This window comes from Nocardioides sp. GCM10023255 (assembly GCF_042653125.1).
Lineage (GTDB): Bacteria > Actinomycetota > Actinomycetes > Propionibacteriales > Nocardioidaceae > Nocardioides.
The window spans coordinates 242,725-254,941 of sequence record NZ_JBHSHU010000007.1 but is presented as its reverse complement, the minus strand read 5'-3'; the positions used below and the strand labels follow the sequence as shown (position 1 = coordinate 254,941).

At 72.3% G+C, this 12,217-nt stretch carries 10 protein-coding genes; 4 read left to right on the top strand and 6 right to left on the bottom strand.

Going from position 1 to position 12,217, the window contains the following annotated elements; translation table 11 throughout:
• Positions 1–204: 204 nt before the first annotated feature.
• Together ACFO9I_RS13410 and ACFO9I_RS13405 are read right to left on the bottom strand one after the other, a co-directional pair.
• Entirely contained in the window at positions 205–2,763 is a 2,559-nt protein-coding gene (locus ACFO9I_RS13410; RefSeq protein ID WP_379181605.1) for a hybrid sensor histidine kinase/response regulator, read from the bottom strand.
• A gap of 86 nt (positions 2,764–2,849) precedes the next feature.
• Positions 2,850–3,968 (bottom strand): helix-turn-helix domain-containing protein, encoded by a 1,119-nt coding sequence (locus tag ACFO9I_RS13405; protein ID WP_379181603.1) that lies wholly within the window; start codon positions 3,966–3,968, stop codon positions 2,850–2,852.
• 88 nt (positions 3,969–4,056) lie between these two features.
• Here ACFO9I_RS13405 and ACFO9I_RS13400 point away from each other — a divergent pair, with 88 nt between their 5' ends.
• Positions 4,057–5,727 carry an FAD-binding dehydrogenase gene (locus tag ACFO9I_RS13400; protein WP_379181601.1) on the top strand — a complete coding sequence of 557 codons (1,671 nt, stop codon included), beginning with the start codon at positions 4,057–4,059 and terminating at the stop codon, positions 5,725–5,727.
• Positions 5,728–5,845: 118 nt separating this feature from the next.
• Here ACFO9I_RS13400 and ACFO9I_RS13395 read toward each other — a convergent pair whose 3' ends face one another.
• A complete protein-coding gene (locus ACFO9I_RS13395) occupies positions 5,846–6,181 on the bottom strand; it encodes a DMT family transporter (protein WP_379181599.1) in 336 nt (111 codons plus the stop codon).
• A 67-nt stretch (positions 6,182–6,248) separates the two neighbouring features.
• Here ACFO9I_RS13395 and ACFO9I_RS13390 point away from each other — a divergent pair, with 67 nt between their 5' ends.
• Positions 6,249–6,803, top strand: coding sequence for a TetR/AcrR family transcriptional regulator (locus ACFO9I_RS13390; RefSeq protein ID WP_379181598.1), 555 nt, complete (start codon positions 6,249–6,251; stop codon positions 6,801–6,803).
• Positions 6,804–6,828: 25 nt separating this feature from the next.
• Here the strand turns inward: ACFO9I_RS13390 and ACFO9I_RS13385 are convergent, their stop codons facing one another.
• Genes ACFO9I_RS13385 through ACFO9I_RS13375 form a run of 3 tightly spaced genes read right to left on the bottom strand, consistent with a single transcriptional unit; the run spans position 6,829 to position 10,010 of the window.
• Positions 6,829–7,782 (bottom strand): carbamate kinase, encoded by a 954-nt coding sequence (locus ACFO9I_RS13385; protein WP_379181596.1) that lies wholly within the window; start codon positions 7,780–7,782, stop codon positions 6,829–6,831.
• A gap of 1 nt (position 7,783) precedes the next feature.
• On the bottom strand, positions 7,784–8,785 hold the full coding sequence (gene argF, locus ACFO9I_RS13380) for an ornithine carbamoyltransferase (RefSeq protein ID WP_379181594.1): 1,002 nt from the start codon (positions 8,783–8,785) through the stop codon (positions 7,784–7,786).
• A gap of 1 nt (position 8,786) precedes the next feature.
• The gene (locus tag ACFO9I_RS13375; RefSeq protein WP_379181592.1) at positions 8,787–10,010 is read right to left on the bottom strand and encodes an arginine deiminase; all 1,224 of its coding nucleotides are present in this window, start codon (positions 10,008–10,010) and stop codon (positions 8,787–8,789) included.
• Between the two features lie 177 nt (positions 10,011–10,187).
• Here ACFO9I_RS13375 and ACFO9I_RS13370 point away from each other — a divergent pair, with 177 nt between their 5' ends.
• Together ACFO9I_RS13370 and ACFO9I_RS13365 are read left to right on the top strand one after the other, a co-directional pair.
• On the top strand, positions 10,188–11,714 hold the full coding sequence (locus tag ACFO9I_RS13370; protein ID WP_379181590.1) for a YfcC family protein: 1,527 nt from the start codon (positions 10,188–10,190) through the stop codon (positions 11,712–11,714).
• A gap of 33 nt (positions 11,715–11,747) precedes the next feature.
• Positions 11,748–12,176 carry a VOC family protein gene (locus ACFO9I_RS13365; protein WP_379181588.1) on the top strand — a complete coding sequence of 143 codons (429 nt, stop codon included), beginning with the start codon at positions 11,748–11,750 and terminating at the stop codon, positions 12,174–12,176.
• Positions 12,177–12,217: the final 41 nt, after the last annotated feature.

Sequence of the window (12,217 nt, the reverse complement as noted above, 5' to 3'; positions counted from 1 at the left end):
TGTCCCTCCAACCCTCCCAAGTGTGGGCAACCAGTCTGGCGGCTCGCGCCCGCGCGCGTGGCGTTTTCGGTGGAGTCGTGGGAGGCGGTTCTCGGCGGCCGGTGGGGCGTGTGCCCGGTGGCTGGCGGTGGGTGAGCCACCGTTCGGGGGTGGGGGTTCGGTGGCTGGGTCACCGCCGGGGGTGAGCGGCTCGGACGGACTCGCTCAGGCGGAGGCCGGCACCCAGCGCTGCAGCGCCGCCTCGAGCTCGGTGGGGTGGACGGGCTTGGAGACGTAGTCGTCCATGCCGGCCTCGAGGCAGCGTTCGCGGTCGCCCTGGACCACACCGGCGGTCATCGCGATCACCGGGGTGTGGGTGCCCGGATCCTCGCGCCGGCGCAGCTCCCGCGTCGCCTCGTAACCATCCATCTCGGGCATCTGGCAGTCCATCAGGACCGCCGCGAAACGGGTGCGCTGCATCGCCGCCAGCGCCTCGAGCCCGTTGCCGGCGACCTCGGTGCTGAAGCCGAGGTGCTCGAGCATGCCCACCGCCACCAGCTGGTTGGTCTGGCTGTCCTCGACCACGAGCACGTGGCCGCGGGTCGGGCGCGAGCCGGTCGCGGGTGCCTCGCCGGGGCGGCCGGCGCGCGCGCCCTGCGTGACGTCGAGCAGCGCGCCGTGCAGCTGCCCGTGGTGCACCGGCTTGGTCAGCCGGGCCCGGATCCCGGCCCGGCGTGCGGTGTCGGCGTCCACGTCCGGCCCGGAGGTGAGCAGCACCAGCGGGGTGGCCAGCCGCGGGTCGGCGGACACGAGGCGGGCCAGCTCGAGGCCGTCCATCCCCGGCATGCACAGGTCCAGCACCGCCACGGCGTACGGCGTGCCGCCGGCGGCCGCCCCCACGAGCAGGCGCAGCGCGGACGGGCCGTCGGGCGCGAGGTCGGGGAGCATGCCCCACTCCGACAGCTGCTGGTCGAGGATGAGCCGGTTGGTGGCGTTGTCGTCGACGACCAGCACGCGCAGGTCGGCGAGCCGGTCGCCGTTGCGCACGGGCGTGGCGACCGGCACGAGTGCGAGCTGCAGGGGCAGCGTGAACCAGAACGTGCTGCCCGCCCCGGTCCGGCTCTCGACGCCGATCCGACCGCCCATCGCCGAGACCAGCCGACGGCAGATCGCGAGCCCCAGGCCGGTGCCGCCGAAGCGCCGCGTCGTGGAGGAGTCGGCCTGGGAGAACGGGTCGAAGAGGCGCTCCCGGTCGGCGTCCCGGATGCCGATGCCGGTGTCGGTGACGCTGAAGCGGACCAGGAGGGCGTCGCCGGTGAGGTCCTCGAGCTCTGCCCTGATCACCACCTCGCCCGACTCGGTGAACTTCACCGCGTTGGAGGCGAGGTTGAGCAGGACCTGGCGCAGCCGCGAAGGATCGCCGCGCAGGTCCACCGGCAGCTCCGGCGAGCAGTACGCGAGCAGCTCGAGGTCCTTGGCGCGGGCCTGCTCGGCGACCAGCTCCGCAGCCTCCTCGACCACCTGGAGCAGGTTGAAGTCGATGGTCTCGATCTCCAGCTTGCCGGCCTCGACCTTGGAGAAGTCCAGGATGTCGTTGATGATCGCGAGCAGCGCCTCGCCCGCGCCGTGCACCCCCTCGGCGTACTGCTTCTGGCGCTCGTCGAGGTCGGTGGTGAGCAGCAGCCCGGTCAGGCCGATGACGCCGTTCATCGGGGTCCGGATCTCGTGGCTCATCGTGGCCAGGAACGCCGACTTGGCGCGGGACGCCTCGAGGGCCTCGTCACGCGCCCGGGCGAGCTCCGCGCGGGCCTCGGCCTCCGAGCGCAGCAGCCGTGCGGTGCGGACGAACGCCAGCGCCAGCAGGACGGCCATGCCGGTGACCGACTCGACCGGGTCCGCGCCCTCCCCGCGCAGCTCGGCGGCGAGCTGGATGAGCGGCGGCACCAGCAGCGGGAGGATCGCGATGGCGACCTTGCCGGCGTAGCCGCGTCCGCCGACCAGCCCGTGCTCCTCGGCGGCCGGCGCCACCGGACGCTGCCAGGCGGCGGTCGCGACGAGGACCCCGCCGACCATCCAGCCCGCGTCCAGCCAGGCGCTCACGTCGCCGGTCACGACCAGGACGAGGTAGCCCAGGTCGGAGAGGAGCCAGCAGCCGAGGCCCAGCGCGAAGCCGGTCCCGAGCGCCTCGCGGGAGCGGCGGTCGGCGAAGGCGCGCAGCGCCAGCGCCAGCAGGACGGCGTCGGCGACCGGGTAGGAAGCCCAGACGAGGCGGACCGTGGCCGACACCGAGGTGTCGCCGACGATGTCCTGGATGGAGACGTTCCAGAAGACCAGCAGGCTCACCACGAGCACCGTGAGCGCGTCGATGACGGCATCGGGGTCGACCCGGCCGTGGTGGTGGGCCCGCTGCGCCCGCGCGAGGACGACGGCGAGCGCGGCGCCGAGACCCACGTAGGAGCCCATGTAGAACAGGTCGGCGACCGAGACGTCCGGCTCGCGGCCGGACCACACGTAGGCCTGCCAGATCAGGTCGCCGAGGGCGGAGGAGACCAGTCCTGCGGTGACCAGGACGGGGACCAGCCGCTCGCCCGGCGCGGCGCGAAGGGCACCGAGGCAGGCCAGGGCCGGCGCGGCCCAGACCGCCACGAGGTAGGTGGTGTCACCGAGCGGGCCGGTGGGTCGCCAGAAGTGCAGGGCGAGCAGGACGAGGAGGGACGCCGCCACCAGCGGCACGGCGGGCCGGGGCAGCCCGGGAAGGACCCGTCCGACGCGTTGAGCTCGCATGCGACACCTCCGACACTCGCCCCGTCGGCGACCAGTCTGACGGCAGGCGACGCGGATCGTGGCGTGGCACGCGGGGCGTGGACGCCTCAGGTCGCGGGCCGGACCGTGCGGGCGACCTCCAGGACCAGGCGGTCCCAGGGGTCGTGGGGATCGCGGCCGGTGAGCTGGACCAGCCGACGCAGGCGCTGCCTCAGGGTCTGGGGATGCACGTCGAGCCGCTCGGCCGCCGCCGTGGCGGTGCCGGTGTCGAGGAACGCGTCGAGCCCGGCGACGAGGTGCGGGCGGCCTGCGATGCCGTCGAGGACGAGGGTGGCCAGACGGGCGGGGTCGGCGTCCCGGTGCGCGGCGAGCAGGGCGACCACCTGGGCGTCGGACTCGTCGAGGACGCTGCGCCGCCCGAAGGCCCGGTCGGGGGCGGTCGTGGTCGCGAGCTCGGCGAGCCGGTGGGCGCGCGGCACGTCGCCGGCGTCGGAGGCCATGACGAGGCAGCCCCTCCAGATCGGAGTCGTGTGGCTGAGGGTGCGCTCCTGCGCACTCCCACCCGCACGACCCGCCTCATCGACGACGGCGACGGTCACCCCGTCCCGCTCGCGCGCGAGCACCGCCCCGTCGGGGGCCGCCCCGGTGGTCACCAGCAGCCCGGGCCGGGCGGGGAGGACGAGGCCGAGCTCGCGGCAGCGGTCGGCCAGCGCGGTGCGGGTCGCCTGCCGGCCGGCCAGCAGGTCGTCGAGCAGGTCGGCCAGCGCCCGCTCGCGGTCGCTGCCCAAGCGGTCGCTGGCGGCCGAGTGGCCGGCGTACAGGGCCTCGGAGAGGGTGTCGATGCTGGCCATCCACAGCCGGGCGAGGGCGAGCGCGTCGTCGACGGTGAGCCGGTCGCCGCCGATCTCGGCGACCAGGTCGGTGATCCGGGTGCCGGCGACCCGGTAGGCGCGCAGGACCACGGGGAGCGGCCGGCCGTCGAGCGCGCGGGCGGCGCCGATGCCGCGGAACCGCTGCACGTCGGCCGGGGCGAGCTCACCGTCCTCGACCCAGAGCCGCAGGATCCGCGAGGTCGCCCAGCCGGCGATGGCGGAGACCTCCTCGACCTGGGCGGGGGAGAGGGTGGCGTACGCCGGGATCTGCTCACGGATCGTCGCCACCACGTCGGGGACCACCCGCGCCAGGTCGCCGCTGATCGCCCGCTCGACGCGCTCGCGCTCCCTCATGACCCCATTGTCACTGCCTGACAGGTGACCGTGTCACCAGGTGAGCGAATCCCTTGACCCTCTCCGGAGGGCTCCGCACGATGCCGCCATGGAGACGCGCGCGCCGCTGGAGACCGATGTGATCGTCGTGGGCGCGGGGCTGGCCGGCCTCGCCGCCGCCGCGGAGGTCGCCGACGCGGGACGCCGGGTGGTGCTCGTCGACCAGGAGGGCGAGCAGTCGCTGGGCGGCCAGGCGTTCTGGTCCCTGGGCGGGCTGTTCCTCGTCGACAGCCCGGAGCAGCGCCGGATGGGCATCCGGGACTCCCACGAGCTGGCCCTGCAGGACTGGCTGGGCAGCGCGCAGTTCGACCGCGAGGAGGACCACTGGCCGCGCCGGTGGGCGGAGGCGTACGTCGACTTCGCGGCGGGCGAGAAGCGCTCGTGGCTGCGGGCGATGGGTCACCGGGTCTTCCCGGTGGTCGGGTGGGCCGAGCGCGGCGACGGTCGCGCGGACGGCCACGGCAACTCGGTGCCGCGATTCCACATCACGTGGGGCACCGGGCCGGGGGTGGTCGCACCCTTCGAGCGACGGGTGCGCGAGCACGTCACTGCGGGGCTCGTGCGGTTCGCGTTCCGGCACCGGGTCGACGGCCTGGTCGTCGAGGACGGCACGGTGGTCGGCGTGCGCGGCGCGACCCTCGAGCCGACCTTCGTCGAGCGCGGCCGGCCGAGCAGCCGGGTCGAGACCGGCGAGTTCGAGCTGCGGGCGCAGGCGGTGGTCGTCACCTCGGGCGGGATCGGCGGCAACCACGACCTGGTCCGCAGGTCCTGGCCCGAGCGGCTCGGCACGCCGCCGCGGACGATGGTGAGCGGGGTGCCGGCCCACGTCGACGGCCGGATGCTCGGCATCACCGAGGCGGCGGGCGCGCGGGTGATCAACCCCGACCGGATGTGGCACTACGTCGAGGGGCTGCGCAACTGGGACCCGATCTGGGAGAACCACGGGATCCGGATCCTCCCCGGGCCCTCGTCGCTGTGGCTCGACGCGACGGGCCGGCGGCTGCCCGCGCCATACTTCCCGGGCTTCGACACCCTCGGCACGCTGCGCCACCTGCGCACCACCGGCCACGACTACTCGTGGTTCGTGCTGACCCAGAAGATCATCGAGAAGGAGTTCGCGCTCTCGGGCTCGGAGCAGAACCCGGACCTGACCGGCAAGGACGTCAAGCTGCTGCTCTCCCGGGTGAAGAAGGGTGCGCCGGGCCCGGTCGAGGCGTTCAAGCAGCACGGCGCCGACTTCGTGGTCGCCTCGTCGCTGACCGAGCTCGTGGCGGGGATGAACCGGGTGGGCGACCCCGGTGTCGAGGTCGACGAGGCGTCGGTCCGCCGGATCGTGGAGCAGCGCGACCGCGAGATCGACAACGCCTACTCCAAGGACGCCCAGGTCACCGCGATCCGCGGCGCGCGGCACTACCGCGGCGACCGGCTGATCCGGGTGGCGACCCCGCACAAGCTGCTCGACCCCAAGGCCGGGCCGCTGATCGCGGTGCGGCTGAGCATCCTGACCCGCAAGACCCTCGGCGGGCTCGAGACCGACCTGTCCGGCCGCTGCCTCACCGCGTCCGGCGAGCCGCTGCCGGGGCTGTACGCCGCCGGCGAGGTCAACGGGTTCGGGGGTGGCGGGATGCACGGCTACAACGCGCTCGAGGGCACCTTCCTCGGCGGCTGCCTGTTCTCGGGTCGCACCGCCGGTCGCGCCGCAGCCGCCGCCTGCCTCTAGGAGAAGGTCGAGTCGGCGCAAACTCGGCACGAAAAGTGCTCGAGTCGGCGCAAGCTCGCCGAGTTTGCGCCGACTCGACGTGTTCTTCCGACGAGTTTGCGCCGACTCGACGTCTTCGTCAGTGGGCGCCGGCGAGGTTCAGGCCGACGACGCCGACCACGATCAGGGCCAGCGAGAGCGCCTTGAACCACCCCAGCGACTCCCCGAGGAACGCGTAGCCCACCATCGCGACCAGGGCGGTGCCGACGCCGGACCACACGGCGTACGCCACCGAGACCGGCATCGTCTTCACGACGACCGCGAGCAGCCAGATCGAGACGGCGTAGCCGCCGACCACGAGCGCGCTCCAGCCGGGGTCGGTGAAGCCCGCCGCCCGGGGGAGCAGGGCGGTCGCACCCACCTCGATCCCGATCGCCGCCATCAGCAGCATCGCCGCGCTCAGCACCTGCACCACGCCCTTCGGATTCCATGTAGCAGTCGCTACAACATCGACCAAATGTAGCACTCGCTACGCTTGCCCCGTGAACCGCCGAGAGGACCTGCTCGACCAGGTGACCGACCACGTGCTCGGGCACGGGCTGATCGGGCTGACGCTGCGCCCGGTCGCCGCCGCGATCGGCACCAGCGACCGGATGCTGATCTACCACTTCGAGAGCCGCGACGCGCTGGTGTCCGAGGTGGTGGCCCGCGCCACCGAGCGGGCGATCGCGTACGTCGAGGCGCTGCCGGGCGCGCCGAGCGTCCGGTCGGCGGTGAACCGGCTCTGGGCGGCCTACCAGCAGGAGCCCCTCAACGGCTGCCTCGACATCTACTGCCAGGCGGCCGCGACCGGACTGATCGGCCACGAGCCCTACCTGAGCGTGGCGCGAGCCAGCAACGAGCACTGGTCGCGGACGCTGCGCGACTACTTCGTCCGCTCCGGGGCGCCGCCGCGCCGGGTCGTCCGGGTCGTGACCCTCGTCGACTCCGCGCTCTACGGCTTCCACCTGGACCTGACCACCGACCGCCCGGAGGAGCTGGCGCGCGGCGTGGACGACCTGGCGCGGGCAGCCCAGACGATCGCCGGCCCGGCCTGACCCGAGGCCCGACCGCGCGGGAGGCTCAGCCGCCGGACCTGCCCCGGGGCGACGCGGCCGGCGGCCACGTGCCCGTCGGGGTGACGATCGTGCCGGCCTGGCCCTCGAGGATCAGCTGCGCGTCCTCGAGCCGCCCGATCGCGGCCGTCCCCCCGGTGAGCTCGACGAACCGGCAGACCGCGTCCACCTTGGGGCCCATCGACCCGGCGGGGAACTGCTCGCGAGCCAGTGTGTACGGCGTCGCCCGGCGGATCGGCGCGGCGTCCGGGGTGCCGAAGCCGGTCACGACCTCGGGCACGTCGGTGAGCACCATGAGCAGGTCGGCGTCGAGCGCCTCGGCCAGCACCGCCGCGGTCAGGTCCTTGTCCACGACCGCCTCGACGCCCTCGAGGCGGCCGGCCTCGTTGCGGATCACGGGCACCCCGCCGCCTCCGGCGCAGACCACGACGGCCCCGCTCTCGAGGAGCAGCCGGATCAGCCGGGTCTCGACGACGCGCTGCGGCCGGGGCGACCCGACCACGCGCCGCCACGCGGTCCCGTCCTGCTTGACGGTCCACCCCCGGGCCGCCGCGAGCGCGCGCGCCTCCTGCTCGTCGTACACCTCGCCGACGAACTTGGAGGGGTCGGCGAACGCGGGATCGTTCGCCGCGACCAGCGTCTGGTTGATGATCGCGGCGACCTGCCGGTCGGGGAGCGCGTTCTGCATCGCCTGCAGCAGCCAGTAGCCGATCATCCCCTGGGTCTGCGCGCCCAGCACGTCGAAGGGGTACGGCGTGGTCAGGTGCGGGTCCGAGGCGCTCTGCAGGGCCAGCACCCCGACCTGGGGCCCGTTGCCGTGGGTGACGACGAGCTCGTGGGTGGTCGCGATCGGGGCGAGGGCCGTCACCGCGGTGGCGACGTTGTGCTCCTGGACGTCGTTGTCGGGCCGTTCGCCCCGCTTCAGCAGCGCGTTGCCGCCGAGCGCGGCGACGATCCGCACCTCAGTCGCCCAGGGTGGCGACCATGATCGCCTTGATCGTGTGCACCCGGTTCTCGGCCTGGTCGAAGACGATGGAGGCCGGGCCCTCGAAGACCTCGTCGGTCACCTCGAGCGCGTCGAGACCGGTCTTCTCGTAGATCTCCTCGCCGACGGTCGTGTGGCGGTCGTGGAACGCCGGCAGGCAGTGCATGAACTTCACGTCCGGGTTGCCGGTGCGCCCGAGCAGCTCGGCGTTGACCTGGTAGGGCCGCAGCAGCTCGATCCGCTGGTCCCAGACCGATGCGGGCTCGCCCATCGACACCCACACGTCCGTGTAGACGAAGTCCACGTCCTCCACGCCGGAGGCCACGTCCTCGGTCTGCACCAGCCGGGCGCCGGTGCCCTGGGCGATCGCAGCGGCCTTCTTGACCACGTCGTCGGCGGGCCACAGGTCGTGGGGCGCGACGATCCGCACGTCCATGCCCATCATGGCGCCGGTGACCAGCAGGGAGTTGCCGACGTTGTTGCGGGCGTCGCCGAGGTAGGCGAACGAGATCTCGGCGTCCGGCTTGGGGCAGTGCTCGCGCATCGTGAGCATGTCGCAGAGCGTCTGGGTGGGGTGCCACTCGTCGGTCAGCCCGTTCCACACCGGCACCCCGGCGTACGCCGAGAGCGTCTCGACGTACTCCTGCGCGGAGCCGCGGTACTCGATCGCGTCGTACATCCGGCCCAGCACCCGGGCGGTGTCCTTCATCGACTCCTTCTTGCCGATGTGCGCGCCGGAGGGGTCGAGGTAGGTCACGTGGGCGCCCTGGTCGAACGCCGCGACCTCGAAGGCGCACCGGGTTCGGGTGGAGGCCTTCTCGAAGATCAGCGCGATGGTCTTGCCGGTCAGCCGCGGCCGCTCGGACCCGGCGTACTTCGCGCGCTTGAGCTCCTCGGCCAGGCCGAGCAGGAACGTCCACTCCTGCGGGGTGAAGTCGAGCTCCTTGAGGAAGCTGCGGTTGCGCAGGTTGAAGGCCATGTCAGATCCCTTCGCGCTCGAGCGGGCAGGTCATGCAGCGGGGGCCGCCGCGGCCCCGGCCGAGCTCGTTGCCCTGGATGGTGATGACCTCGACGCCGTGCTTGCGCAGGTGGGTGTTGGTGGTGACGTTCCGCTCGTAGGCGACGACGACGCCCGGCCGCACGGTCAGCACGTTGCACCCGTCGTCCCACTGCTCGCGCTCGGCGGACTTCACGTCCTGGGTGGGGGTGAGCACCCGGATCGAGTCGAGGCCGAGCGCGGCCGCGATCGCGTCGTGCATCTGCTCCGCGGGGTGGGCGGTGACCTCGAGCTCCTTCTCGGTGTCGCCCGGCTCGATCGTGTACGACGGCAGGTGGCCGAGCCCGGCGTACTTGGTGAAGGTCTCGCCGTCGACCATCGTCATCACGGTGTCGAGGTGCATGAACGCCCGCCGCTGCGGCAGGGCGAGCGCGACGATCCGGGTGGCCGCGCCCCGGGCGAACAGGCTCTTCGCGAGCCGCTCCACGCCCTGGGGCGTGGTCCGCTCACTCATCCCGATCAGCACGGCGCCGCGGCCGATGACGAGCATGTCGCCGCCCTCGGCGGTCGCGGGTCCGCTCACCGATCCCGGCGTCCACACGTCGAAGACCTCGTCGGCGAAGAGCGGGTGCCACTGGTAGATCGCCTCGTAGTGGATGGTCTCGCGCATCCGCGCCTTCATCCGCATCGAGTTGATCGCGACCCCGCTGTAGATCCACGCGGAGGTGTCGCGGGTGAAGAGGTGGTTGGGCAGCGGCGGCAGGAACAGGTCGTCGAGGTCGAGCGCCTGCACCACCACCGAGCGTGGCTCCTCGACGTGCTCGAGCAGCTCGCGCTTGGTCATCCCGCCGATCAGGTGCCGCACCAGCGTCTCGTCGTCGAACGCGGCGAACGTGTTGTGCAGGGCGTCGGTCGCCATCGGCCCGTAGAGGCGCTCGTCGAAGGAGCGGTCGAGGATGTGCCGGCGGGCCTCGGGGATCGCGACGGTCTCGCGCAGCAGCTGGTCGAAGAGGTGCACCTTCACCCCGGCGTCGCGCAGGGTCTCGGCGAACCCGTCGTGCTCCTGCTTCGCGCGCTTGACCCAGAGCACGTCGTCGAAGAGGTAGTCGTCCTTGTTTGTCGGCGTGAGGCGTTTCAGCTCCAGGTCGGGCCGGTGCAGGATCGCCTGCCGCAGCCGGCCGACCTCGGAGTCCACGTGCAGGGTCATGGGCTCTCCGCTCGTCGGTCCCGCTCGTCGGGACGACTAAACTCTCGCCGCGCCGGGGGCCGGGGGAGAGGGCCGAAGGTCATCCCGATCGGGGACCACGGCCGCGGGCTCGGCGCCCCCTTTCTCTGCTTCGCTGAGACACCGGGCCCCTCATCGCTCGGGGAGAGGACGTGCCCCATGGCCACCCAGGATCAGGCGGCGCCGAGGTCCGCCCCGGAGCAGAAGCACCGGTTCACCTTCCCCAGCGCGTTCACGGTCCTCTTCGGGGTGACCGTCGCCGTCTGGCTGCTGGCCTTCATCGTCCCCACGGGCTCCTACGACGTCAGCAAGAAGACGGGTGGCCCGGTCCCGGGCAGCTACCACCACGTCGACGCGGGACTCTCTTTCACCGACCGGCTGATGGAGCTGTTCCTGGCGCCGGTCAACGGCCTGTACGGCGTGAAGTCGGCGGCCACCGGGTTCATCGGGCCCTACGAGTCAGGCGAGCTGTTCGGCGCGGCCGGCGTGTTCTTCTTCGTGATCGCGATCGGCATCTTCATCACCATGTCGATGAGCACCGGTGCGATCGACAACGGCATCGCGCACGTGGCTCGACGGTTCAGCAGCCGCGGGGCGATGGTCATCGTGATCCTGATGGTGCTGCTGTCGATCGGCGGCACCACCGAGGGGATGGCGGAGGAGACGCTCGGCTTCTACGCCTTGATCGTGCCGCTGATGCTGAGCCTCGGCTACGACCGGATGGTGGCCGCGGCGACGATCCTGATCGGTGCCGGCATCGGCGTGCTCGCCTCGACGGTGAACCCCTTCGCCACCGGCGTCGCCTCCGACGCGGCGGGCATCTCGATCGGCGACGGGATCGGCTACCGCTTCCTGATGTACGTCGTGCTGGTGCCGGTCGGCATCTGGTTCGTGCTGCGCTACGCCAAGAAGGTGAAGGCGGATCCGGGCCGCTCCCTGGTCGGCAGGCAGGAGGGCGACGCCGAGATCGCCGCGGCCGGGATCGGCGAGCTGGAGCCGCTGACCGGCCGGCAGAAGACCGTGCTGGCGGTCGTCGCGTTCACGTTCGCGTTCATGATCTTCACGATCGTGCCGTGGGCACAGGTGATCGAGGGGCCTGACGCCGAGAGCTACACCTGGCAGTTCGACTGGTACTTCCCCGAGCTCGGTGCCCTCTTCATCGTGATGTCGATCGTGGTGGGGCTGATCGGAGGGCTGGGGGAGAAGGGGCTGACCGACACCCTGGTCCGCGGGGCCGGCGACTTCATCGGGGTCGGCCTGATCATCGTGCTGGCGCGTGGCGTCACCGTGATCATGAACAACTCGGTCATCACCGACACGGTGCTGCACTCGATGGAGAACGCGGTCAACAACACCTCGGCCGGGGTCTTCGGCGCCCTGATGTTCCTGCTGAACATCCCGCTCGCGTTCCTGGTGCCGTCCACGTCGGGGCACGCCGCGCTGGCCATGCCGATCCTGGCGCCGCTCGCCGACTTCGCCGGGGTCTCCCGCGCGATGGTGGTCACGGCGTACCAATCGGCCTCCGGCGTGGTCAACCTGATCACCCCGACCTCCGCGGTGGTCATGGGTGGCCTGGCGCTGGCCAAGGTGCGCTACGACCACTACCTCCGGTTCATCGCGCCGCTGCTGGTGATCCTGCTGGTCGCGTGCACGCTGTTCTCCGCGGTGGGGGCGGCGCTGTCGTAGGGCGCCGACGGCGTCGGGGCCTAACCTCGGGGCATGCACCGTTCCCGCATCGGCCTCGTCCTGATCGACCACCCCGCGAGCGACTGGGAGAAGGCGCTCGCCTTCTGGGCCGGCGTCCAGGGCGTGGAGCCCACCACCGACGAGCCCGGCGACCCCGGGTCCATGTACCGCTCGATCGGGACCCTCGGGCCGGTCCACCTCGAGTCGCAGCGCACGGGTGACGGCACGCCCGCCCGGATCCACCTCGACATCGAGAGCGACGACGTCGACGCGGAGGTACGCCGCGTGGTGACGCTGGGCGCGACGGTGCTGGAGGCGCACGAGACCTACACGGTCCTCCAGGACCCGGGTGGGCTGGTCTTCTGCGTCGTGCCGATCCAGACCGGCGCCGCCTTCGAGGAGCACGCGCTCACCTGGGAGCAGGCCGGGGACCACGCGTCATCTGCCTCGGTCGGGGGATGACCTCGGCGTCGTACCGACCGACACTGGTGGCGACAGTGACC

Excerpts from the sequence above, each read along its gene's own strand:
- ACFO9I_RS13410 (WP_379181605.1), bottom strand. The coding sequence starts at position 2,763 with ATGCGAGCTCAACGCGTCGGACGGGTCCTTCCCGGGCTGCCCCGGCCC.
- ACFO9I_RS13405 (WP_379181603.1), bottom strand. The coding sequence starts at position 3,968 with ATGAGGGAGCGCGAGCGCGTCGAGCGGGCGATCAGCGGCGACCTGGCG.
- ACFO9I_RS13400 (WP_379181601.1), top strand. The coding sequence starts at position 4,057 with ATGGAGACGCGCGCGCCGCTGGAGACCGATGTGATCGTCGTGGGCGCG.
- argF (WP_379181594.1), bottom strand. The coding sequence starts at position 8,785 with ATGGCCTTCAACCTGCGCAACCGCAGCTTCCTCAAGGAGCTCGACTTC.
- ACFO9I_RS13375 (WP_379181592.1), bottom strand. The coding sequence starts at position 10,010 with ATGACCCTGCACGTGGACTCCGAGGTCGGCCGGCTGCGGCAGGCGATC.
- ACFO9I_RS13370 (WP_379181590.1), top strand. The coding sequence starts at position 10,188 with ATGGCCACCCAGGATCAGGCGGCGCCGAGGTCCGCCCCGGAGCAGAAG.
- ACFO9I_RS13365 (WP_379181588.1), top strand. The coding sequence starts at position 11,748 with ATGCACCGTTCCCGCATCGGCCTCGTCCTGATCGACCACCCCGCGAGC.